The sequence below is a fragment of the Bradyrhizobium genosp. SA-4 str. CB756 genome (assembly GCF_000473125.1).
Lineage (GTDB): Bacteria > Pseudomonadota > Alphaproteobacteria > Rhizobiales > Xanthobacteraceae > Bradyrhizobium > Bradyrhizobium arachidis.
The window spans coordinates 9,303,584-9,325,444 of the sequence record NZ_KI421499.1 but is presented as its reverse complement, the minus strand read 5'-3'; the positions used below and the strand labels follow the sequence as shown (position 1 = coordinate 9,325,444).

18 protein-coding genes, 1 tRNA gene and 4 pseudogenes are annotated in these 21,861 nt (G+C 61.8%); 11 read left to right on the top strand and 12 right to left on the bottom strand.

Annotated elements, in window-relative coordinates:
• Positions 1-246 precede the first annotated feature (246 nt).
• Positions 247-459 (top strand): hypothetical protein, encoded by a 213-nt coding sequence (locus BRAGE_RS0145090; RefSeq protein WP_027565091.1) that lies wholly within the window; start codon positions 247-249, stop codon positions 457-459.
• A 111-nt stretch (positions 460-570) separates the two neighbouring features.
• Positions 571-867 carry a hypothetical protein gene (locus BRAGE_RS0145085; RefSeq protein WP_141263470.1) on the top strand — a complete coding sequence of 99 codons (297 nt, stop codon included), beginning with the start codon at positions 571-573 and terminating at the stop codon, positions 865-867.
• A 166-nt stretch (positions 868-1,033) separates the two neighbouring features.
• Here the strand turns inward: BRAGE_RS0145085 and BRAGE_RS0145080 are convergent, their stop codons facing one another.
• Positions 1,034-1,258: a hypothetical protein gene (locus BRAGE_RS0145080; RefSeq protein WP_027565089.1), complete on the bottom strand. Its 225-nt coding sequence runs from the start codon at positions 1,256-1,258 to the stop codon at positions 1,034-1,036.
• A 281-nt stretch (positions 1,259-1,539) separates the two neighbouring features.
• Between BRAGE_RS0145080 and BRAGE_RS0145075 the strand changes: the two genes are divergently transcribed.
• Both BRAGE_RS0145075 and BRAGE_RS0145070 read left to right on the top strand, forming a co-directional pair.
• Positions 1,540-1,803 carry a hypothetical protein gene (locus BRAGE_RS0145075; RefSeq protein WP_035730715.1) on the top strand — a complete coding sequence of 88 codons (264 nt, stop codon included), beginning with the start codon at positions 1,540-1,542 and terminating at the stop codon, positions 1,801-1,803.
• A 424-nt stretch (positions 1,804-2,227) separates the two neighbouring features.
• Positions 2,228-2,911, top strand: coding sequence for a helix-turn-helix domain-containing protein (locus BRAGE_RS0145070; RefSeq protein WP_027565087.1), 684 nt, complete (start codon positions 2,228-2,230; stop codon positions 2,909-2,911).
• A 524-nt stretch (positions 2,912-3,435) separates the two neighbouring features.
• Here BRAGE_RS0145070 and BRAGE_RS0145065 read toward each other — a convergent pair.
• Positions 3,436-3,615 carry a hypothetical protein gene (locus tag BRAGE_RS0145065; RefSeq protein ID WP_035730713.1) on the bottom strand — a complete coding sequence of 60 codons (180 nt, stop codon included), beginning with the start codon at positions 3,613-3,615 and terminating at the stop codon, positions 3,436-3,438.
• Between the two features lie 1,157 nt (positions 3,616-4,772).
• On the opposite strand from BRAGE_RS0145065, the gene BRAGE_RS0145055 reads away from it, so the two are divergent.
• From BRAGE_RS0145055 to BRAGE_RS57455, 4 genes and pseudogenes are all read left to right on the top strand, one after another.
• Positions 4,773-4,991, top strand: a complete 219-nt coding sequence (locus BRAGE_RS0145055; protein ID WP_027565084.1) for a DUF6894 family protein — start codon at positions 4,773-4,775, stop codon at positions 4,989-4,991.
• 1,166 nt (positions 4,992-6,157) lie between these two features.
• Positions 6,158-6,469 carry a ribbon-helix-helix domain-containing protein gene (locus BRAGE_RS51260; RefSeq protein WP_051378339.1) on the top strand — a complete coding sequence of 104 codons (312 nt, stop codon included), beginning with the start codon at positions 6,158-6,160 and terminating at the stop codon, positions 6,467-6,469.
• 150 nt (positions 6,470-6,619) lie between these two features.
• A pseudogene (locus BRAGE_RS57835) lies at positions 6,620-6,823 on the top strand (hypothetical protein); the annotation flags it as partial.
• Positions 6,824-6,925: 102 nt separating this feature from the next.
• On the top strand, positions 6,926-7,252 hold the full coding sequence (locus BRAGE_RS57455; RefSeq protein WP_231164421.1) for a LysR substrate-binding domain-containing protein: 327 nt from the start codon (positions 6,926-6,928) through the stop codon (positions 7,250-7,252).
• A 319-nt stretch (positions 7,253-7,571) separates the two neighbouring features.
• Here the strand turns inward: BRAGE_RS57455 and BRAGE_RS51250 are convergent.
• The 5 genes and pseudogenes from BRAGE_RS51250 to BRAGE_RS0145015 all read right to left on the bottom strand — a co-directional run.
• Positions 7,572-7,757, bottom strand: a pseudogene (locus tag BRAGE_RS51250) (DUF2274 domain-containing protein); the annotation flags it as partial.
• Positions 7,758-7,866: 109 nt separating this feature from the next.
• On the bottom strand, positions 7,867-8,292 hold the full coding sequence (locus BRAGE_RS0145030; protein WP_027565186.1) for a CopG family transcriptional regulator: 426 nt from the start codon (positions 8,290-8,292) through the stop codon (positions 7,867-7,869).
• 6 nt (positions 8,293-8,298) lie between these two features.
• Positions 8,299-8,514: pseudogene (locus BRAGE_RS0145025) on the bottom strand (conjugal transfer protein TraG); the annotation flags it as partial.
• 4 nt (positions 8,515-8,518) lie between these two features.
• Positions 8,519-9,437 (bottom strand): annotated as a pseudogene (locus tag BRAGE_RS52015) (relaxase/mobilization nuclease domain-containing protein); the annotation flags it as partial.
• Positions 9,438-9,983: 546 nt separating this feature from the next.
• Positions 9,984-11,048 carry an IS110 family transposase gene (locus tag BRAGE_RS0145015; RefSeq protein ID WP_027562538.1) on the bottom strand — a complete coding sequence of 355 codons (1,065 nt, stop codon included), beginning with the start codon at positions 11,046-11,048 and terminating at the stop codon, positions 9,984-9,986.
• Positions 11,049-11,688: 640 nt separating this feature from the next.
• Between BRAGE_RS0145015 and BRAGE_RS57450 the strand changes: the two genes are divergently transcribed.
• Both BRAGE_RS57450 and BRAGE_RS57445 read left to right on the top strand, forming a co-directional pair.
• Positions 11,689-12,147, top strand: coding sequence for a hypothetical protein (locus tag BRAGE_RS57450; RefSeq protein ID WP_231164143.1), 459 nt, complete (start codon positions 11,689-11,691; stop codon positions 12,145-12,147).
• A gap of 168 nt (positions 12,148-12,315) precedes the next feature.
• Positions 12,316-12,870, top strand: a complete 555-nt coding sequence (locus BRAGE_RS57445; RefSeq protein ID WP_231164144.1) for a tyrosine-type recombinase/integrase — start codon at positions 12,316-12,318, stop codon at positions 12,868-12,870.
• A gap of 214 nt (positions 12,871-13,084) precedes the next feature.
• On the opposite strand, the gene BRAGE_RS0145000 is transcribed toward BRAGE_RS57445, so the two are convergent.
• The 3 genes from BRAGE_RS0145000 to BRAGE_RS0144990 form a co-directional block, all read right to left on the bottom strand.
• A tRNA-His gene (locus BRAGE_RS0145000) sits at positions 13,085-13,161 on the bottom strand.
• A 198-nt stretch (positions 13,162-13,359) separates the two neighbouring features.
• Positions 13,360-13,794 carry a phasin gene (locus BRAGE_RS0144995; protein WP_027565117.1) on the bottom strand — a complete coding sequence of 145 codons (435 nt, stop codon included), beginning with the start codon at positions 13,792-13,794 and terminating at the stop codon, positions 13,360-13,362.
• A gap of 460 nt (positions 13,795-14,254) precedes the next feature.
• Entirely contained in the window at positions 14,255-14,638 is a 384-nt protein-coding gene (locus BRAGE_RS0144990; RefSeq protein WP_027565116.1) for a phasin family protein, read from the bottom strand.
• Between the two features lie 319 nt (positions 14,639-14,957).
• On the opposite strand from BRAGE_RS0144990, the gene BRAGE_RS0144985 reads away from it, so the two are divergent.
• On the top strand, positions 14,958-18,368 hold the full coding sequence (locus BRAGE_RS0144985) for a PAS domain-containing sensor histidine kinase (RefSeq protein ID WP_027565115.1): 3,411 nt from the start codon (positions 14,958-14,960) through the stop codon (positions 18,366-18,368).
• A gap of 196 nt (positions 18,369-18,564) precedes the next feature.
• On the opposite strand, the gene BRAGE_RS0144980 is transcribed toward BRAGE_RS0144985, so the two are convergent.
• A complete protein-coding gene (locus tag BRAGE_RS0144980; RefSeq protein WP_027565114.1) occupies positions 18,565-19,737 on the bottom strand; it encodes a thiolase family protein in 1,173 nt (390 codons plus the stop codon).
• 344 nt (positions 19,738-20,081) lie between these two features.
• Positions 20,082-21,671, bottom strand: a complete 1,590-nt coding sequence (serA, locus tag BRAGE_RS0144975; protein ID WP_027565113.1) for a phosphoglycerate dehydrogenase — start codon at positions 21,669-21,671, stop codon at positions 20,082-20,084.
• Positions 21,672-21,861 lie beyond the last annotated feature (190 nt).

The following is a 21,861-nucleotide window of genomic DNA, read 5'->3' as shown; positions in this document are numbered from 1 at the left end:
CGCGCAGCCTCTCGCTCCACAGCGTCCATGTTAAACAACTCTGGGATCCAGAACGATCGGCCGCAGGCGCCGCTCTGGAACAGCTCCTGCGGCCGGGGCCGCGACGTTCCGCACGATCGGCGCGACAGGCCAATTTGCCAGCACAGAGGTCCACCAGCGTGAACCGGCGAGGTGCGGCAATGAGCACCCCGCAGTGTCTCGCCGTTCTTAGGAACACTCCCTCAAACCGATGCTTGAGCGATTATCATGTTGGTTCTATCGCCAGAGGTACGTAGGATTCTGCGGCGGGCCCGGCTCTACGGCTACCTGATCGAGCGAAACGGCCAGATCTATCAGTTGGCCGCCTTTCATCCAGTTTGCACGAAAGCGTTTGCACTCAGGTTGGTCGAGGGCGGCTGGCTGACGAAGAACGGCGATCGATACGAGCTGACTACCCAGGGGCGTGAAGCGCCGGACTGAATTCCGGCGGCAGCCAACAGGCAGTGAACTCGGGCGTCTATTCTTTTCGGTACGGGTGATTAACGGAGTACAGGCGCGCGAGCGTGAACCCGCGGCTAAGGAGTAGAGATATTGGCGGAGACTGCATGGCTATCGCCGGTCGCAATGCTGAAGTTGCCCCACTGGCTGATGATCGCAGGGGCGTTTCTTGTGGTCGCCGGCTTTATTGGTGTTCTCGTCGGCGCAAAGAAAACAAAGAACACGGTCTACGTGAATACACATCCCGACGCTGCTGCCGACACGCCGCGCCGGCAGATGGCGCCTTTGCCAAAGCTTCTCGATTCTAAAAGAAGCCCCCGCAAGGACGACGACGGCAGGACATTAAGAGAGCAAGGCCCTAGCGTGAAGCGGCGCAGCAGAGGCACATAAAAACGGCTCCAGTCTTGGGGGGCCGGAGCCGCTATTTCCAGTCTTCTGACCACGGAGTCGGGGACGGGCGGCCAGAAGCGAACGGTAAACCCTTGGACCTGGAGATCGGTTCCTCGGCCGGTCAACAGGGAAGCGAAGGCCCGCCCAGGCCGTCAATTGAGGCGGCTCAACGCGCGCGTCGTTCTTCATCCTCGATAGCGGCGAGCATATCGTACTGCTTGGCCAGTCCTATGAGGCTCTTCGCGATGTTCCTAAGTACGGTGGCGGTTCGTGGAGTGACGCCCGCCACCTCCGCCTTGCTCCGATAATCCATCGCTAGCGTCAGACATTCTTCGGCAGTCCGCATTCCAAGCCCCGTGCGCATCGAACTGAGATTGGCGATGTACTGCAACGGATGACTCAGGAAAGTTCACAAATGAACTTAGGGCATCTCAGTTCAAGGCTCACCAGCGTGAACCGGCGGCCCTGCTCTCGTCACCGGCCAGCCGGCGGGCGTGCGCCCTACTTTGAAGCTTGCTGAAATCAAGGGGCCGCAGCGATCGAGTTCGCAGCCTTCTTCGCCGAGGCCTCGACCGAGAAGAACCGCTGCTCGCAGCCAGCTGGTGGCCTTGCGTACCACCAAGATATCCGCCACTAACCCGCTTTCATTGGCCGGGGGAGCGCTGATTGAAGATGACTGGAGAACGTCCCTACTCTGACCCAGGAGCCGCGGCGCGCAAGCTGGTGGAAATCGCCGCTACCACGCCTGCCGTGCAGGACGGCCGGATCTACATCGAGCGGATCAACGCGCAATTCGTGGCCCTCTTGAAGGGCAGTCGTGGCCATCCGGAGTTCGGGAACGGCCTCCGATATGCAATCGAGCGAGGCTGGCTCGAGCTTCACGAGAGCGGAACTTACGCCAGGTTGCTCAACAAAGACGGAGCGCGGCCTCTCTGAAGCGACATGTCAGCTTACCCCCGACAGCGGCGTAGGAGCTGACATTGCACGAGGTCCGAGAAGGGCAGAAGCAGACCTCAGCCGAACCGGATAGTAAAAGTCCGGGCTTTTGATCTAGCTCAAAAGAACTGACCGGCGCTCCAGCAGCATGCCGGTATGAAGGCCGCCCGCAGCCCAAAGGTACGCAGGCGCCGACTTGGTCGTAGCGCGAGCAGGACCGAGGAAGCTCTGCGCGTGATTTCCGAGTACGCGAAGGAGTTGCGGAGACTAATTGAGAAGCTTCGGCGGCGTCTAAATTGAGGGAGAAACCGCTCATTCCGCGCCTGAATTCCCCTGTACCTTGGTACAATGTTCCTTAGTACAGGCGCCAATTACGCTCCTACTGGCAACTACGGTTCTACTGGAAAGTGCGATGGAGCGACCCATGTTTCTGCGCACCACTCGAAACAGTAAGCCCCACATCAATACGCTCGGCGACTTCGGTATAGCGAGCCATTCAGGCGCCGCGGTAAGCCTGAACGAAATCACCTATAGAAAAGGCACGGAAGTTTACGGCGAAAAGGAGCCGGCCGAATACGTCTATCAAGTTAAAAAAGGCGCCGTGCGAACATACAAGCTGCTCTCCGATGGCCGACGGCAGATTGGCGCGTTTCACTTGGTGGGAGATATTTTTGGTCTCGCCGATGACGATGCCCACCGGTTCACTGCGGAAGCAATCATTGAGACCACACTGCGGTTGATCAAGCGTCAGACGTTGGAGACGGTCGCCGAGACCAACAACCTCATAATTCGCGAACTCCTCAGCATGGCTACGCTGAATTTGAAGCACGTCGAGGACCATATGTTGCTCTTGGGTCGCAAAGACTCAATTGAAAGGGTGGCCGCTTTTCTCGTGGAAATGGACGAACGCGTAGCTTCGCAAGTTATGGCTCTCCCGATGACGCGACGGGATATCGCCGATTATCTCGGACTGACGCTAGAGACTGTATCTCGCGCCTTGTCCAAAATGCGCCGTGTGGGACTACTCGACTTCGTGGGCTCGACGCAGCGTAAAATCATTATCCTGGATCGGGCGAGACTTCGCGCAGCTGATTTCCAGCGTCAGTGAGTCGCCCGTCCGCTGCCGCGAGCAACCGGCATACTCTGATTGAGCAGAAAATATCTGCTTAGACCCGGGAAGCGGACCGCCCTAGGACACCGACTGAAGTGAAACAAAAACGCCGCCCGCTTGAAAATCAGCGCAGGCGGCGGCATTCCAGCCCCGGGAGGGAGATTGTAAAATCCAATCTTATATGTCTGGCTGGGGCGCTCCAACGTTCAACGCGACACCCGCGGAGGGGGATCAAGACACCAGATGTCGCCGGACTTCGCCGGGCTGCATGTTCAATGAAGCTGTCAGGTCCGCATCCAGCTCCCGTTCAACTAGGCTCGCTGCCCAGCCTTCCGGAATGGCGTCTAGCACTCGATCAACAGCGGCGCCTCGCTCCGTCGCTGCTAGCCAGAGCTGGCGTTCGCCGCTGTCGGTTGTGACCCGAACCAAATAAACCTGTTGCATCCGCTATAAGCAACAAAACGGGCTTGGGTTTCTAGAGCCCCTGTAGAGGGGAAAAGAGGCCGCAAACTGAGGCGGCCTTACTGCCTTGTGTGGTGCTTGAGCCTAACGACGTGTCGTTCTAGCTGCCAAACATCAAGGTCGTGCCCATCGAGCAATTGGGCCGCCTTCTCTTTGGCTTCTTCGTCGTTGGCGCAATCCAGCTCATGCACGCCGGTAATGCGCCCGTCATCATCGATGATGTAAGCGCGGTAATCCATGGCAGTCGTTCCCCCGATGGAACGATTATACCACCGTGACTGAAAACAACATAGGACAGGTGGAGTCAAAATACGGACAGCACCCGACCTTACTTCTTACGGTCCTGTGCTATGGCCTCAAGGGTCTGGCCGGATCGATTTAGAACGGCCGTGCTTTCGGCAAGGACCGCGGAGCTGCGGGCCAAGGCTTCGAATTGGGACTTAGAGATTGGGTCCCGAGCCCGATCTGCGGCCCGGGCGAAGCGATCTGCCAATTCCAAGTATTCCGCTGGTGTCATCATAGCCGCCAGGGAAAATGCAGATACAACGCGCTCGTTCCGGTGAAAGCAGCGCTCTCGCTCGCTTCGGCCTCCCGCCACAAACAAGGGCCGCTGCTCTGGTACAGCGGCCCCCGACGGGTTTCAATCATTCCGAAATAAAATGGCTCGCCGGCCCCGGATCTAAAGAATTCGCTTTCACATATGTTAATCGAGCCCCAATCGCTCTGGAGCGCTGAGAGCCGCCAGGAGGTTGTCAACAGGGCGGCGACTCGCTTTTGCAGCTGAGGTCCTACCTTGGACTCTGGTCACTGGAGTCTCGCGTATGGCCTCGCCTTCGATTATTCCGAACGAATCGCTTGGATAAGGCCTTCTATCTGGTCTTAGAAGAGTACCGAGACGGCGCCGCGTCCGAAAACGGATGAAGGCATCGACCACCGGGCCTTGATCGAAGACCTGCTTGCCGGTCAGTACGGTCAGGTACTGCGTGTCGTCGCTTTCGCGCGATCGGCACGGCACGCCACCGACTGACAAGAAGCGCGTTTAGCGTGAGCCGGAACCCAGGGAGCGGAGTTGAGAGGGCCAGCACCGCTCTCCATCAGGAACTAGCATCTATTTCATCGCTTATGGGAGTCATAGCCGAACGACGGCCATCGCCGCTGCTGAGGCTACGGGCCCGGCCTCCTAGGCACACCGGGCCCATTCCTTATCGGCTATCAGCGTCTGCCTCTTATTTCCGCGCCTTGCACAACATTTTTTATGCCCCGTTAAGTCGAGCCGGCGTTTCAATGATGCGGGTCCTTGGGGCGACACCTCCACCGCGAGCCTCGCGCCATCCACCCGCGAGCCCCTGCCTGCCTTACTCTGGCGGGGGCTCTGCGCAGGGAGGCTCCAATCCCGATGCCCCTTTTTAGCTACAGGCTCATCGAGGCGCACTTTGTCGCGGACTTCGGCACGCATGACCTGCCTGGCGAAACGGAGGCGCAAATAGAGGCTATCAAGCTCGCTCGGTCGCTGCGCGAGGCTCGGCCGGAATTGGTTGGCAGATGCTATTCGATCGTCGTTCTCGATGATAAGGGCGTCACGTTTTGTAGCATTCCACTAGACGCCATGCTGTGATGGTCGATGAGCGACCTTGCGGCCCACGAGAATCTCCGCCAGGAAGCCGCACGGTGTGCCAGCCCTGAAGGCCACCCCAAGGAGGTATTGATGAGCGTTTGTCCTATTTGCGGATCTGATTCAGGTGAGCTTCCGAGAACTGGCGATGCCGAAGGCTTCGGTTGTCACCAACACGGACGGTTCAAGGTTTCGGATAGCGCCTTGCGGTCAGAGCCGAGCAAGAGCGCCTCACGAAGCAGTTGGGAAAGCGCGTTGGACAAGGCCAAGGGGCGTGTAAGGCCGGACGAGGTCCCAACAATCACAACATATGATTTTTAGTGATTTTTAGCTGCTCGCCATGAGGTAAACAATGGACCCGTATGCGGCCCCAAAAGCCGCCGCCCGCAGGCCGCTCGAGCTCGCTGCCCAGGTGAGCCGGTCCAGAACGGCCGCATTCATATCGAGAAGATCAACGCGCTCAATTCTCTTCACCATGAAGGCCACCGGCGCCGAATTTTGCGCCGGCATGGTATGCGGTTGAACGCGGCTGGCTCGAACTGCACGAGAGCGGGAACTTACGTGCCGCTAAACAAGACAGCTGATCAGATGTAATCGAAAACGGCCTCGCGCATCCCCTGGCTGGCACCTAATGCTGAGGCCGGCGCGTGCGAATCAGAACGCGCGCACTGCCAGATTCTCCCAAACTAAAGCGGCCGGGACACTAACAAACGTTGGTTGAAGTCTCTTTGCCGCGTCAGTCGAAGGCAATGCCTGGATGGCGTTCTTTTCGCAAGACGATGTGACATGATCGCCTGAAAATCAGGACACTCAGATTGCCATATTTTCCCGATATGTAACGCCTTGGTGAACGAAGCCGTTTTGACGGGGTCTCGAAACGCTCCGGAAACAAACCGCGCTCACTCTGAAGTTTGGAATTAAGAGGGGAGTCCAAAATGATTACTCCCAAAGTGATTGCATCCGCGATTGGTGCCGGAATTTTGTTTTCGATCTTTTCGGGAGAGTTCGGCGCAGATCTCGTTCTGGCCGTGGTCGCGTGCCTGACATAAGGCTCCCGGCCTGCGGCGGAAAGGACCTTGGCTCGTCGCCCGCTAGCGCGCAGGCTTCACGCAAAATGATGATCGTCACAAGGGCAGCGAGCGCAAAGCCATCGAGCGCCAGGAACAGCCATGAAATCGCACGTCGCGAAACGATCCATCATCGTCGGCGGCCATAAGACCAGCATCAGCCTGGAAGAGGCATTCTGGACGGCTGTGAAAGAGATTTCCCACCAGCGCGACATGTCGCTGTCGGATCTAGCCAGCGAGATCGAGCGCAACCTGCAGCATGGCAATCTGTCGTCTGCCATACGCGTCTACGTCCTTGGCTACTTCAAGAACCGCGCGGCTGACGCGATCACCCAGAAGGATCATGGGATACCGACAGCCGCAAAGTCGGCCCCGGCTGCCCCGGGCTGTGGCCCAACTACCAAGGAAACGTGAGGTCGCGGAGCGCCCGCCGAAGTCGGGCAGCAGATCGGCCCCGGTCTGGAGGCTTCGATCCGGGGGGTCTCAGGGCTGGGGCCGATCGTCCATTATCACCGGCAGGAAGTCCAATCTTGCATCGATGGCGACAGCTCGCATTAGACCAGGTTGAAAAGGCCGTCGTGTGAAGCGGCGGACGTTGTCCCACGCACGACCGCAGTAGCTCGCGCGCGTTCCGCGGTCCAAGGCGTTAATAATTTGCGAGGTGGGTGGGACGGTCGATGCGGGAAGCAAGCGAGTCTAAGAGCCGCAGAAGAACCTTCGATCAAGCACACCGTTCTCAGTCGCACAGTTAGCGAGCTCGAGCATCTCGTCGGAGCTTCTTTGTTCGAGCGCTCAAGCGGCGGGATCAAGCCTACTATCACAGGCCGAACGGTTCTCCGAATTGCACAGTCAATATTGGAGGAGCTTGACGTGCTCGTCGACGCCGGTCAGTCTAATGCTCGCGGTGACTCTGGCCACCTTGCCATAGGCTTCTGCACGTCCATCGCTAATGGAAAACTGCGGGATGCCGTAGCGGAATTCAAGAGACGGTTCTCGCAGATCGGGCTCGGAACGACAGAGCTCTCCCGTCTCCGCCTGATGACCACACTTCACAGCGGAGCCATCGATGTGGTCATCAGCCCGGGACGCCCACTTTCAAAAGAGACCAGCACGCTACGGCTTTGGAGCGAAAACATTGTGGCATTGCTGCCTCAGAACTACTGCCTTCTCGCGAAGTCATTTACTGGAGCGATCTAGTTAGTGAAACAAATCTCTTGAGCCAGCATGATCCAGGCCAGGAGCTGGAGGATATATTAGTCTCAAAGTTTCTTGCTCCAGATCGCCGTCCCTCGCTTTCGCGTCATAACGTCGGCCGTGGCGTTATCAAAAGTCTCGTAAGCATGGGAATGGGGCTGAGTCTGACAATCGAGTCCGATATCACAAAGACATTTGCCGGATTGGTATTTCGAGAACTGATGGACGGAACAGGGACAAGCCGGCTGAATTTCTATGCGCATTGGCGACCTGACAATGAGAACCCGGCTCTGAGGAATTTCCTCGATCTCCTTTCGGAGCGTTATTCTTCACCTCCGCGGGTCTTCTCCGACTGAATTGCCCGGCGCAGTTTCGCAAAGCCGCGGTCCGTGGCCATGAAGCGCGCCAGCATGGGTGCGATCAGCTTTGATGGATCGACGCTCTGCCGGCTTTCGCGCGCCAGAGCCTCCGCATAGGCGACGAGATCCCGATGGACTGACGCTGGAAGGCTCCCTCAGATGGGAGTGAATAGAAAGGGGACGGGATGACTTATCGCAACAAGCCCTTGCCGGCATCGTAGGACGGCGTAGAAAAAGAAGCGCTGGCGGAACGTTCAATCAAGCGTCGCTGCCCGGCTCGATACGCACGAAATCGTCCGGAATTTCGCGCAGGAAATTCTGACCCTTCTGCAAGCGGCGGCCGAGCGCTTCGACAAATCCTTCAAAGCGCTCGCGGCCCTTTGCCTGCGCGGCCGCCTGCGCGTCGTTGGGTAATGGCGGTGTGATCGTCAGCCAGAAGCGGATGAAGAGAGCTAGGGTCTCGGCCGTTAAACCAACGTCACGCTCGAGCCTCTGCATCTGACGCGACAGCCGATCAAGGCGCCGGGCAAACGCCGCTTCCCGCCTGTCCGCTCCGTCGGGCGAAAGAAAGCAGGCGACCGCAGCTTCCACGATGGAAGACCGGGATAGCTTCTTGCGATCGGCGAGCTCCGAGATCTGCTTCAGTAATTCTGGCGGGAAGTAGACGTTCATCCCGTCGCGCATATTGGCTCAGAGCTCCATACCGTCGTTTGGGTCCATGACGACTTGACGGGCAACACCGCGCATCTGTTGGCGTATGAGCCGGGTCTGACGGATGGCGTCCTCATCATCGTCAAGAACGGCAGCAAATTCCTCCGCCGGCGTCGGTTCGGTCGTCTCCTTGGCGATTGCGACGTGATCGGGGAGTTCAGGCTCACGACGCAGCCCGCTGTTCGCCGCAGCCTCGAGCAACCATCCATTCCCCCGGGGCGGGTGCCGCGGCAAGGCCCATCTTCTCCAGGTGCTGAAGGCGGCCGACCATCAGGCGTCGGATCTCGGGATCGGACTGGCCAGGGTTCTCGGGACGAAGATCGATAGAGCCGGTCTCATCTACCGCCAGCCGGATTTCCCGATCGAGCCGCGTCCATCGTTCCGCCGTGACTTCTCTCTCCATCGAATTCCGGATCTCGTGCTCAGGCTTTGGACCCAGTTCGATCGCGACCAATTCCTCGGCGCGTGAGCGAAGGCCCTGACTGATGTAGTCGCGGGAGATCACGAGATCCGTCCCCTTCTCATCTACTCCCCGAACGAGCAGATGGACGTGAGGGTTGTCGGTATTCCAATGATCGACAGCCACCCAATCGAGCCGCGTGCCGAGGTCGGTTTCCATTTGCCTGGCGAGGTCCCGCGTGAAGGCCTTGAGGTCGGTCATGTCACCGGCATCCTCTGGCGAGACGATGAACCTGAAATGATGCCGGTCGTCCTTGCAGCGTTCCGCGAAAGCCGCGCTATCGGCGCGGTCGCGGCCCTCATCGAACATCTCGGCCCGCTCGCCACTCCGGGTCACGCCATCGCGCTTCAGTTATGAAAGATGGGCTGTCAGCGGCGCCGAGCGGAAGGCTCTCCCTTTGTGACGAACCACGCGCGTCTTCACCACGACGCGCCGGGTTGGGCTGAATAATCTTGCGCGGCTGAACGCGAGGCGCCCGCGGCCGAACGTCGAGCGCCCGTAGGCCGCCAGACCGCCTGCCAGCCCCGGTCTGCCCCGAGTTATGTCCTGCCTTCTTCGCCGCCCGCAGCACCTGATTGATGAAGCTCTTTTGCTTCGGCGCGCGGGTACTGCGGATGCGCCCAGGCCGAATACGCAGGTCGCTGTCGCCCACGCTCACGGCAGGGCCTCCAAACTATCACAAGCACGCACAGTGCCGAAAACGCCTTTGATTGCCTTCGTCAAAATACAAGGCGCGGCACGCGCCCCGACCGACCGGCACGCCAGAACCCAAGCCATGCCAATGGCTTGCGGTTCGACCGGCGAGCCCCTTTTATCTCGCCTTCCTAATCGGGCGTTCAAAGTCAACTCATTCCTACGCTTTTCTTCGACTCTTCGCACTTCAGCCATTGCAGACTCCCTGCATCGACAACGCACACACGTCACCACATCGCGCTCGCGATCAGCATTCACCAGGCGGGGTCCATGCGTTCCTTCGCGTTCAGCACTTTGGCCGTCGCATGCTCTTCATCAGGTTCGTAAACAGGGCTGTCCAAGCAGTCTGGCGCTCTCATCACGTAGATGGCAGCAGGCAAGAGATAGCGGACATTCCCCGTTTCGCGGCCCCGCCAGGGGACGCTCACCGCGCGCGCGGATCTCTAGTCGTTACTCCTTCTCTCCATGCTGGCTGCAACACCAGCACCAATCTTTTGCGCCCCTGCTGCAACTACTGCGCAGGCCTCAAACGAAGTCGTTGCGTAACCTTGGCACCGAACCCGACGTGGAAGTCGGTCTGATTGATCCACATCCTGTGCAGGATGCTCGCAAGTTTGCGTGCGACCGCGACGATCGCGCACAGCATGCTCGACCGTTTGGCGATCCGCAGGCCCCAGGCCCGCAAGGCCGACCATTTCCTGACCCGCAACAGAAGGCTTGCGGCCGCCTCGCAGAGCGCTTCGCGAACTGCGACGTCGCCCTGTTTGGTAATTCGGCCTTCGAAGTCGATGGACGTTCCAGACTGGTGTCGCCCTGGCGTCAGGCCAAAATGCGCGCCAACCGTTCGAGATCGCGCAAAACGGAGAGGGTCATCAACACCAACCTTGAACGAAAGGGCGGCAACGGGACCGACGCCGGGTACGGTCATTAGTCGACGACAGATCGCATCATGCTGGACCACCTGCAGGAGCACCTTATGCAATCGTTCGTAGCCCTCGAAGATCGCTCGCCGCACGTCCAACATGGACTCAATCATCATGGAAAATACCGGATCGCTGTGCTCGATGAGCTCGCGGACCCGCGCTTCGTATTCCCCGCGGCCGACCGCTCCAACCATCAGACCGTACGCCCTCAGCGTGCCACGAATGTGGTTCTCAAGGTCGATCAGCTTGCGCTTGAGGAGCTTCCTGTTGGCCAGCAGCGAGCGCATCTTCTGCATCTCGATGTTCTTGACATGGACGGCGCGGTACCAGCCCAGCCGCATCATCTGCGCGATGCCGCGCGCATCGTTGCGGTCGGTCTTGTTGCGCATCGTTGACAGAGAAACGCGCATGTGGCGCGCCTCCACGACAATGACTGGAAGCCCAGCTGGCTGCAATTCGCGATGCAGCCAGATGCCTAGCGATGACGCCTCGACCCCCACTCTATCGAGGCGATCCGCGTAGCCCTCTACAGCGGAGCGGATCGCCTCTGGCTCCGTGCTGACTTTGACTTCGCGAACCGTGAGACCCTCGCCATCGACGATGCAAACGCTGGTTTCTTCCAGGCCGACGTCCAGTCCAACGTACAATTTCATCGGAGCTCTCCCTTGTTGCAACGACGTTCCAAGTCGTTGCACCAGGCTCCGGATTCGGCCACGACCGTCTTATCCCCGTGCACCGGTATCTCGAAGCCCGATTTGAAGAGCCTTCCTAATCGGGCGGGCATCCTACAGAGCAGATTGGAAACATCTCAGAATCTTCGATCGTGTGGATGCGCAACCTGAAACTAACAAGATCTCCCATTGTTGCGTCTCGCTGACACAAGAGCCAGGAATGTGCTGATGTGGCCGCAATCGTGCCTTTTTGCTTTGCCTGACGAGTGCAAAGCTTGGAGAAGAGGCGACCCAGCCCATACACATGCGAGCCCAAGTTCGCACGAGCGGCAACAGCCCAACCGATTGCGGCGATTCAAGTCAGGGTCGTGATGGCGCGCCAGATCGCATTGCCGCCAACGCTTCCTCCCCGGCTGATCGGCCGTGAGGCGGCCGCTGCGTATGTATCAGTTGCACCGAATACATTCGACGCGATGGTGCGAGAGGGTCGCATGCCGCCGCCGCGAGTTCTGACCTCTGGCCGCAAAGCGTGGGACGTGAGGTTGCTCGACAAGGCGATCGATAGCTTGCCTCTCGAGGGCACAATCACCAATTCCTCGGACGATGGTTGGGATGAGTAGTGATGCGTCGCAAGCTTCCTCCGAATGTGGAGAAGAATGTCGTCAAGGGGCATGTTTACCTCTCGTACCGTGTCGGCAAAGGACCACGGACAAAACTTCCCGCCGATCCCGCCTCGGACGAGTTTAAGCTTGCGTATGCCGCCGCGGTTGCCGGCGAGGCTGCGAGCCGGCCTATGATCACGAAGGATGCGGCGCGCTCGATCGGGGCCCTTATAACTTCCTATCTAAGCAGCGATGCGTTCAGCTCGCTCAGCGAAGGTAGCAAGAGCGGCTATCGAAGTCGCTTGGATCAGATCAGGCGCGATCATGGCCACCGCGCAGTAGCCGGTCTCACCAAGGATCGAATTGAGGAGAAGATTCTCAAGCCGCTTCACAAACAAGCCCGGTGCGAAGATAGATACGCTCAAGAAGCTCCGAATCCTCATCAGGCACGCCAAGGACCTGAAATGGCTCACGACTGATCCGTCCGATGGCATCAAGCGAGGGAAGTCAAAGGAGATACGGGCCTGGACAGATGCAGAGCTGGCGGCGTTCGAGAAGCGATGGTCCTTCGGAACAAAGCAGCGAGCTGCCTACGAGCTAATGCTCAACGTTGGTACTGCTCGCGTTGACATCATCTAACCACATGGATGCAAGCTGACGCGGAGGACTTCGAATATACGCGCCGCAAGACGGGGGTTCCTGTCCTGGTGGAGAAGGCAGACTCGCTGCGTCAAGCGCTCGCCGCGTTGCCCCGGAAACACGTTTGCATTCTAACAACCGAATATGGAAAGCCGTTCACCGTCGACGGGTTCAGCGGCTGGCTGAGAGCCGCGGTCACATCGGCCGGGATCGCAGATCTGAGTTGTCAGCCGCACGGTCTCCGCAAGACGTTCGGGCGACTGCTCGCAGACGCTGGAGCGACAGCGCACGACATCATGGCCGCGATGGGCCACTTAACTCTGGCCGAAGCCGAACGTTACACGCGCGAAGCGGATCGTAGGCGCGGCGGACGGCGCGCGATCGTAAAGCTCGAGGACCCACAAGGCGAACAGAAAACCCCAAACCCATTCTACAGGTTTGGGGAAAGTGGCAAAAACGATAGGAAAATCAAAATGAAGAAGAAGGCCTTGGCGCTCCTAGGGGAATCGAACCCCTGTTTCAGGCTTGAGAGAGCATTGGTATCAACGCTCGTAACAAGTTGAATTCGATCAACCGGCGCATCCGAGACGATGCCGGTGCGAGTCAGTTCATCTTCATTCACACCGACCGGACTAAGTGGCATCTGGACCACGTGCCTAGCACGTGAATTTCGGTCGGGCGCAAGCGAGCGCAATGCACCGGCGCTCTGGTGGTAGCTATCTGGTAGCTACAACAACTCATAAGCCCTCGACGATCGTCGTAAGTATTTGATCTTTTTGGTACAGTTGGGTGGGCTCGAACCACCGACCTCCTGTTCCACAGACAGGCGCTCTAACCAACTGAGCTACAACTGCATCCTTGCGAGCCGCGCCTTGGGACGCCCTGGGAGGGCCGGTCACCGAGGGGGCTGGACGGGGCGGAAACTAGGTGCAACGGGGGTTTTTGGCAAGGCCGCAAAACCCGATAATTCCCGCCTTAAGCAACGTTATTTCCAGAACAAAACCCGGGCCTCGCGGCCCGGGTTTCCTAGAGCGTGCGATCCGCCGTTTTGATCAGGCGGCGGGCTTGTAGAGCTTCGAGGCGCTGGCCTTGATCGGCTCGGCGGTCTCGTTGGCGATGCGCTGGGTCAGCTCGACCAGCTCCTTGGCCTGGGCCTGGAAGGTCTCGAGCTGGGTGCGGGCGTGGCCGGTCCACAGCGTGAACGCATCGGCGGGGTTCTTGGCGGCGAGCAGCTCCTGGGCGAAGTCCAGCGAGGCCGAAGAGTTGGCCTTCATGAACTCGACCAGCTTGGCGGTGTACTCGCTCGCGCCCTTGCTGGCGGTGGTGAACACGGCCTCGACGGTGCCGTTGTGGGTCTCGGCGGCATCCTTGAACTTGGCGTAGTTCTCGCGGGCCTGCGACACGCCCTTCTCGGCGAACGCACGCATCTGCTCGGGGACCTCGAACGGAATGATCGAGGCAGAAAACGGATCAGTCGCACCTGTCATGGTCGTCCCTCACGATGATGAAAAAATGGAGTGAGCCTTCTGGCGCGCCCGCCGGGCCCCGAAGGCCTGACATTCAGCGGGTACGAAAGACTGGAAACGCGAAACAAAGAGATGGCTCGCCCAGCGCCCAGACTATTGCTCTCCATCATGTCAACATTGTGCACCGCAATGTGATCCGGAGGTGCGACGCGATAATTTAATCTTGAAGATGAGGTTCCCCGGGTGGGGAACTCTGGGTTGCGGTATTTTGATGCTGACCATGGACCCGGTTCACTCCCTCTCCCGCTTGCGGGAGAGGGTTGGGGAGAGGGGTGCCACACGGGGATTCTGTCGTTCGCGCACTCTCCGGTGCATCAACAACCGGCACCTTTTCCAGGGCCACCCCTCTCCCTAGCCCTCCCCCACAAGGGGGGAGGGAACGCACCACCGTCGGGGCGCGAGTGCCTCATCCGATCAGGCTTCAGTGCTTCGCCCGGGTCGCGTCCATCGCGGCGCGGCCGACGATCTGGCCCATTTCGCTGGCCTGCTCGGCCAGGGTCTTCATCTGGCCCTGGACGTATTCGCCGTGCAGCCGCATCACCTCGGACAGATCCCTGGCGTGGACCAGCGACTGGGCGTAGTCGAGCGAGGCCTGCACATTGGTCTCGGCGAAGGCGATCGCGCGGGCGCCGATGTCCCTGGCGCCGGAGCGCATGCTGGCGCCGCGCTCCTCGATCGAGCCGGCGGCGGCCTCGGCATTGGCGAGCAGCTTCTCAAAGGCCTCGCGCGCCTGCCTGAAGCTCGTTTCCGCCATCGAGCGCATCTCCGGCGGAAGCTCGAAACGCTCGTGTCCCTGGTCGGTCATCCCATCCACTCCTGTCCTGCTGCTGTCGGCCATGTCGGCCGTCCCCCGGCGCGCCCACGCCAAGACTAGCGGCCGACGGTATTGCCGGTATGACGCGAGCCACCCGTCTCCGCCGATTCCTGCGGATGCAACCGGGCTTCGCCTTGCGGGTTCAGCCAGATTAAGGTTATCGCGGCTTAAGGCCGCCCCTGCGGACGGGGGGCCGTGGACCTGCCCGCGCCCGCGGGCGATACTAACCCTTTCTTAAGGCTGTCATTCCCGGCAGTCTTGGCCCTGTTCTTGGCCCTGATACAGACACGCAGGACTTAAAGCCGGTCGGATGACGAGTTCGGATTTCCAGTTGCGAGGCGTCGGCGATCCCCGGCTTTCCGTGCACGCGACCTCGCCATTGTCGAGCTGGCTCTGGTCGACCGATGGCGCCCGCGTGCTGTGGGCCAATCCGGTCGGCGCAAAATTCTTCGGCGCGCCCCATGCCGCGGCGCTCGCGGAAAAAACCTTCGGCCCGGCCGAGCGCCATCGCCGCCAGGTGGCGCGGCTGGCGCGGCGGCTGCCGGTCGGCGGCGCGGTCAGGCTGGAACGGCTGCAAGGCTTTGGCGCCCGGCTCGGCATGCTGATGACCTGCGCCTGTGCGCGGCTCGAGTTTGCCGATGGAAGCACCGGCGTGCTCGTCACCGCGATGGATGCCGCGACGCGCAGCATGCCGCTGACCGAGCGGCTGCACCGCCTCATCGCCGGCGCCAAGGTGCCGATGGCGGCGTTCGCGCCCGACGGAACGTTTGCCGGCGGCAGCGAGGCCGCCCGCGCCCTGCTCGGCTGCCAGGATCTGCGTGATGCCGGGCTCGACCGGGCCCGCAGCGATGCGCTGAGATACGGCCGCGCCGAGGTGGCGATCGCCAACGGCCGGATGGTGCTGCAACGGGTCGGTACGGGCGCCGATGTCGCCCTGGTCGCGCTGATCACGCCGGCCGTGCAGCAGGCTGCGCCTGCGAGCGCGCCGGACCCCGCGCCGGATGCGGTGGCCGAAGCGCCGGTTCAGGCTGCTCAGCAAGCGGCGGCCAGCGAAGAGTCGCCATCGCAGGATGCGCCTGCCGGTATCGACCTGTTCGATGCCTTCGCGGAGCCGGTCGAGACGGTGCACGACACCATCGAGAGCACGCCCGAGCCGCTTGCGGGCGAAGCGGCGGCGGAGATCGTCTCGATCCAGCACGCTGTCAAGGCGGCGGCTGAGGAGCCCGTCCAAGAAAGCGTCCACGACTCGCACAACGACGGCGCCCAAACTCCGGTTGAAAACCCGCCCGCAGCCATTGTGCCGCCCCAAGCCGCGCCGATCACATCCGGCATGGGCGAGTCGCCGTCAGCAGCGTCACCGCGCCAGCATCCGCTGCGCTTCCTGTGGCAGATGGATGCAGAGGGGCGCTTTGTGCTCGGCTCCGACGAGTTCATCCGCCTGATGGGCGCGCACACTGCCGCCGGCTTCGGCCGGCCCTGGCGCGAGATCGCCGAAGAATTCTCGCTCGACCCTGATGGCCGCGTCGAACAGGCGCTGGCGAGCCACGACACCTGGGCCGGCATCACCGTGAGCTGGCCGGCCGATGGTGGCGAGCACATTCCGGTCGAGCTCGCGGGCCTGCCGATCTACGACCGGATGCGCAACTTTGCGGGCTTCCGCGGCTTTGGCGTCTGCCGCGATCTCGACGGCCTCAACCGACTCGATGCGCTGCGCCGCTTCGAGCTGTTCGTCGAACCAATGGCGCCGCAGCGTCTCTCGGCGGATGTCGTCGAGCTCGAATCGGAGCCGGAGAACTCGCCGGCAGCGGAGGCGCCTATGCCAATCGAACCGCCTGAGCCTGAGCCCACACCTGAGCCTGTCGCCGAACTGCCCGACCCCACCCCCGACGCGAATTCACATCCAACCGATCCGGAAACGCCAGTGGAAACGCCCTCGGAAATTCCCTCGGAAACTCCCTTGGAAAGCTCGCCCAATGTCGTGCCGTTCCGCCCGCCCGGCGATGCCAGATCGCCGACGCTGACGCCGGTCGAGAACAGCGCGTTCAACGAGCTCGCCCGGCAACTGTCCGAACGGCTCGAGCGCGAGCGCGAGGCGATCGGTGCCGCCGCGGCCGAGCCGCCGGCCGCCGAGATCACGCCGACGGCCGAGGCCGAGGCACCGCACGCGCTGGCGGAATGGCTGACCGAGCCCGCGCCGCCCGCATACGGCCACAGCATGCGCGACCGCGCGCTGCTCGATCTCGTGCCGACGGGCATCCTGATCTATCGCCTCGACCGCCTGCTCTACGCCAACGCCGCCTTCCTCGCGCGCATGGGCTATGCCAGCATCCACGCGCTGGAGGATGCCGGCGGGCTCGATGCGCTCTATGTCGAAGTGGGCGTGTCCTCGGCGAGCAGCACCTCGCAAGGAGGCACGCCGATCACGATCAGCGCGGCGATTGCCAATGGCGAGGCGCCGCTCGCGACCACCGAAGCGCATCTGCACACCATCGACTGGGACGGCGACAGCGCGCATGCGCTGATCTGCGCACTGCCGCAGGCCGTCGTCGCGCCGCCTGTGGTCACAGAAGCCGTCGCGAAGGTGCCGGTCGAGCCGGAGCCCGAAGCCGGCGATGCCGATGCCGAGGATCTCGCCGCGATCCTGGACACCACGGCCGAGGGCATCGTCATGTTCGATGCCGAAGGCAACATCCACGCCTGCAACCGCAGCGCCGAGGCGCTGTTCGGCTATGACGGCGCAGCGCTGCTCGAGCAGAACCTCGTCAGCCTGTTCGCGCCCGAGAGCCAGCATGTCGTCGTCGACTATCTCGAAAGCCTCAAGAGCCAGGACATTGCGAGCCTGCTCGACCATGGCCGCGAGGTGCTGGGCCGCGAGAAGAAAGGCGGCGTCATTCCGCTCGCGATGATCATCGGCCGCACCCGGCCGGACGGGCCGAACTTCTTCGCCGTGTTCCGCGATCTCTCGCAGGCGAAGAAGGGCGAGAGCGAATTGACGCAGGCGCGCCGCCTCGTCGACGGCGCGGCCAATGCGAAAGCCGACATGCTGGCGCGGATCAGCCACGAGATCCGCACGCCGCTCAATGCCATCATCGGCTTTGCCGAGGTGATGATCTCCGAGCGCTTCGGCGCGCTCGGCAACGAGCGCTACGGCGAATACATGAAGGACATCCGCGCCTCCGGCGAGCGCGTCATCGCCATCATCGACGATTTGCTGGAGCTGTCGCGGATCGAGACCGGCAAGCTCGATCTCAATTTCGCCAACCTCAACCTCAACGACCTCGTCGAGGCCTGCGTCGCGGTGATGCAGCCGCAGGCCAACCGCGAGCGCATCATCATCCGCACCTCGCTCGGCCATGCGCTGCCGCAGGTCGCAGCCGATGCGCGCGCGATGCGGCAGATCACGATGAACCTGATCTCGAACTCGATCCGGCTGGCGAGCGCCGGCGGGCAGGTGATCGTCTCGACCGCAATGACCGACCGCCGCGAGATCGCGCTGCGCATCCGCGACACCGGCCACGGCCTCTCCGAGCGCGAGCTCGCCGCCGCGATGGAGCCGTTCCGCACCCCGCCGCCGGGGGATGCCTCGGACAATTCGGCGCTCAGCCTGTCGCTGACGAAAGCGCTGGTCGAAGCCAACCGCGCCCGCTTCAACATCAAGAGCGCAGGCAGCTCCGGCACGCTGATCGAAGTGGTGTTCGCGCCGGTGGTGGCGGGGGCGTAGGAGCGGAATTCGAGCACAGCGTCATTCCGGGGCGCGCCTCTTGGCGCGAGCCCGGAATCCATCAGGCTGCAACGACGGTGGCACGATGGATTCCGGGCTCGTCGCTTCGCGACGCCCCGGAATGACGCGCACAAGTACCACCCAAACAAAAAGGGCACGGCGCGCGCCGTGCCCTTTCGCATTCCTAACGCTGCTCTCAGCTATAGATCTCGAACAGCCCCGCGCCGCCCTGGCCGCCCCCGATGCACATCGTCACCACGCCCCACTTGGCCTTGCGGCGGGCGCCTTCCTGCAGCAAATGGCCGGTGAGACGGGCGCCGGTCATGCCGAAGGGATGGCCGATCGCGATCGAGCCGCCGTTGACGTTGTACTTGGCGGGATCGATCTCGAGCTGGTCGCGACAATAGAGGCACTGGCTGGCGAAGGCCTCGTTGAGCTCCCACAGATCGATGTCGTCGATCTTGAGACCGGTGCGCTTCAAAAGCTTCGGGATCGCGAACACGGGACCGATGCCCATCTCGTCGGGCTCGCAGCCGGCGGTCGCCCAGGCGACGAAGCGGCCGAGCGGCTTGAGGCCGCGCTTCTCGGCGTCCTTGGCTTCCATCAGCACCACGGCGGCCGCGCCGTCGGAGAGCTGGCTGGCATTGCCGGCGGTGACGAACTTGCCGGGGCCCTTCACCGGCTCGAGCTTGGCCAATCCTTCCATCGTGGTCTCAGGCCGGTTGCATTCGTCGCGGTCGACGACGTAGTCGACGATGCTCTCGGCCTTGGTCTGCTTGTCCACGACCTTCATCTTGGTCTTCATCGGGACGATCTCGTCCTTGAACTTGTTCGCCTGCTGCGCCGCGGCCATGCGGCGCTGCGATTCCAGCGAGAATTCGTCCTGGTATTCGCGGCTGAGCTTGTAGCGCTCGGCGACGATGTCGGCGGTGTCGATCATCGCCATGAAGATATCGGGCGCGACCTTGAGCAATTCAGGATCGATCGATTCCTTCGGCGTGCCGCCGCCCGGCATCGAGATGCTCTCGACGCCGCCGGCGACGATGCAGTCGGCGCCATCCGAGCGGATCGAGTTGGCGGCCATCGCGATGGTCTGCAGCCCCGACGAGCAAAAGCGGTTCACCGAGACGCCGGCGGTGGTCTTCGGCAAGCCGGCGAGCAGCGCGGCCTGGCGGCCGATGTTCGGCGCGCCATGGGCGCAATTGCCGAGATAGCAGTCCTCGACATAGTCCTTGTCGACGCCGGCACGATCGACCGCGTGCTGGATGGCGTGGGCCGCCAGCGACATCGGCGGCGTGATGTTGAACCCGCCGCGGCCGGATTTCGCGAGGCCCGTGCGTGCATAGGAAACGATGACGGCTTCACGCATTGTTTTCTCCCTTCGACGATTTTGAACAGAGCGTCCTGGGCGCCATTGGTACACAAAGTTGGGGAGCGCGGGGAGAAATAAAGCGCGCCAGTCGATCAACAAAAACGCCGCTCCTTACGAAAAGGGCGGCGCTGTTCCGCAGCTCGGAATATATGATATGATGATCGTCATCCCGCAGGTTGCGGGCGCCGCTCTATCCACTCGTCATGCCCGGGCTTGACCCGGGCATCCACGTTCTTCGTGCCGCGAGGAAGCGCGTGGATGGCCGGGTCATAGGCGAGCGGAAGCGACGCCGTGCTTCGGACGGCTATGCCCGGCCATGACGGCAAGAGGTGAAGGCGCGGCTAGAACGTCAGCGCCTTGGCCTGCTTGACCTGCGGCAGGGCCTGCACCTTGGCGAGCAGGTCGGCCGGCACGGCGCCGTCGACCTCGACGAGGGCGATGGCATCGCTGCCGGGCGCGGCGCGGCCGAGATGGAAGGTCGCGATGTTGATCTTGGCATCGCCGAGGAGGCTTGCGAACCTGCCGATGAAGCCCGGCTTGTCCTCGTTGGTGATGTAGATCATCGACTTGCCGAACTCGGCATCGATGCGGATGCCCTTGACGTCGACGAGGCGCGGCTTGCCGTCATGGTACACGGTGCCGGAGACCGAGCGCTCCTGGCGTTCGGTCGCCACGGTGACGGTGATCAGGCTCTCGTAATCGCTCTGGGCGGCGCGCACGATCTCGTCCACCACCATGCCGCGCTCCTTGGCGACAACAGGCGCGGACACCACGTTGACCTCACCCAGCATCGGCCGCAGCAGGCCCGACAGCACCGCGGAGGTGATCGCCTTGATCTTCATCTCGGCGACGTGGCCCTCATAGGTGATCTCGACCTTGAGGATGCCGCTTTCAGTCAGCTGGCCGGCGAACGAGCCGAGCTTCTCGGCGAGCGCGATGAAGGGCTTGAGCTTCGGCGCTTCTTCCGCGGTGATCGAGGGGAAGTTGACCGCGTTCGAGATCGCGCCGGTGAGCAGATAGTCCGACATTTGTTCTGCGACCTGAAGCGCGACGTTCTCCTGCGCTTCCGTGGTGGAGGCGCCGAGATGCGGCGTGCAGATCACGTTGGGATGGCCGAACAGCACGTTGGTATTGGCGGGCTCCTCGACGAAGACGTCGAAGGCGGCACCCGCAATGTGCTTTGAATTGAGCGCATCGACCACCGCCTGCTCGTCGACGAGGCCGCCGCGGGCGCAGTTGATCAGGCGCACGCCCTTCTTCATCTTGGCGATCGCGGCCGCGTCGATGATGTTCCTGGTCTTCTCGGTCAGCGGCGTGTGCAGCGTGATGAAGTCGGCACGCTTGAGCAGCTCATCGAGGTCGACCTTCTCGACACCGATGTCCTTGGCGCGCTCGGGCGACAGGAACGGATCGAACGCGACCACCTTCATGCGCAGGCCGAGCGCGCGATCGGCGACGATCGAGCCGATATTGCCGCAGCCGACGACACCGAGCACCTTGCCGGTGATCTCGACGCCCATGAAGCGGTTCTTCTCCCACTTGCCGGCCTGGGTCGAAGCGTCGGCCTGCGGGATCTCGCGGGCCAGCGCCAGCATCAGGGTGATGGCGTGCTCGGCGGTCGTGATCGAATTGCCGAACGGCGTGTTCATCACGATGATGCCCTTGGCGGTCGCCGCGGGAATCTCGACATTGTCGACGCCGATGCCGGCGCGGCCGATCACCTTGAGGTTGGTCGCCTTCTCCAGGATCTTTGCGGTGGCCTTGGTCGCGGAGCGGATCGCAAGGCCGTCGTAATTGCCGATGATCTCGGCGAGCTTGTCCTTGTCCTTGCCGAGGTTGGGCTGGAAGTCGACCTCGACGCCGCGATCCCTGAAGATCTGCACGGCGGCGGGAGACAGAGCGTCGGAAATGAGAACTTTGGGTTTGGTCATGGGGATGTGTCCTTCACCGTCCCTAAGGGAGGATCGGCCCGAGAGCCGGAAATTCGTGAGTGACTTGGAAGCTTGTTGCTCTCCCTCTCCCCGTCCTTACGGGAAGAGGGCATAGGCGGCCTTCGGCCGCCGTTTTTTAGAAAGGACGCCGATGCAAAGCACCGGCTATGGTGAGGGGCAGCCACAGGCG

Excerpts from the sequence above, each read along its gene's own strand:
- BRAGE_RS0144980 (WP_027565114.1), bottom strand. The coding sequence starts at position 19,737 with ATGCGTGAAGCCGTCATCGTTTCCTATGCACGCACGGGCCTCGCGAAA.
- BRAGE_RS0144990 (WP_027565116.1), bottom strand. The coding sequence starts at position 14,638 with ATGACCGACCAGGGACACGAGCGTTTCGAGCTTCCGCCGGAGATGCGC.
- BRAGE_RS0145030 (WP_027565186.1), bottom strand. The coding sequence starts at position 8,292 with ATGCGCGACGGGATGAACGTCTACTTCCCGCCAGAATTACTGAAGCAG.
- BRAGE_RS0144995 (WP_027565117.1), bottom strand. The coding sequence starts at position 13,794 with ATGACAGGTGCGACTGATCCGTTTTCTGCCTCGATCATTCCGTTCGAG.
- BRAGE_RS0145090 (WP_027565091.1), top strand. The coding sequence starts at position 247 with ATGTTGGTTCTATCGCCAGAGGTACGTAGGATTCTGCGGCGGGCCCGG.
- BRAGE_RS0145055 (WP_027565084.1), top strand. The coding sequence starts at position 4,773 with ATGCCCCTTTTTAGCTACAGGCTCATCGAGGCGCACTTTGTCGCGGAC.
- BRAGE_RS0144985 (WP_027565115.1), top strand. The coding sequence starts at position 14,958 with ATGACGAGTTCGGATTTCCAGTTGCGAGGCGTCGGCGATCCCCGGCTT.
- BRAGE_RS0145075 (WP_035730715.1), top strand. The coding sequence starts at position 1,540 with ATGACTGGAGAACGTCCCTACTCTGACCCAGGAGCCGCGGCGCGCAAG.
- BRAGE_RS51260 (WP_051378339.1), top strand. The coding sequence starts at position 6,158 with ATGAAATCGCACGTCGCGAAACGATCCATCATCGTCGGCGGCCATAAG.
- BRAGE_RS0145015 (WP_027562538.1), bottom strand. The coding sequence starts at position 11,048 with ATGAAATTGTACGTTGGACTGGACGTCGGCCTGGAAGAAACCAGCGTT.
- BRAGE_RS57445 (WP_231164144.1), top strand. The coding sequence starts at position 12,316 with ATGCAAGCTGACGCGGAGGACTTCGAATATACGCGCCGCAAGACGGGG.
- BRAGE_RS0145065 (WP_035730713.1), bottom strand. The coding sequence starts at position 3,615 with ATGGATTACCGCGCTTACATCATCGATGATGACGGGCGCATTACCGGC.
- serA (WP_027565113.1), bottom strand. The coding sequence starts at position 21,671 with ATGACCAAACCCAAAGTTCTCATTTCCGACGCTCTGTCTCCCGCCGCC.
- BRAGE_RS57450 (WP_231164143.1), top strand. The coding sequence starts at position 11,689 with ATGCGTCGCAAGCTTCCTCCGAATGTGGAGAAGAATGTCGTCAAGGGG.
- BRAGE_RS0145070 (WP_027565087.1), top strand. The coding sequence starts at position 2,228 with ATGTTTCTGCGCACCACTCGAAACAGTAAGCCCCACATCAATACGCTC.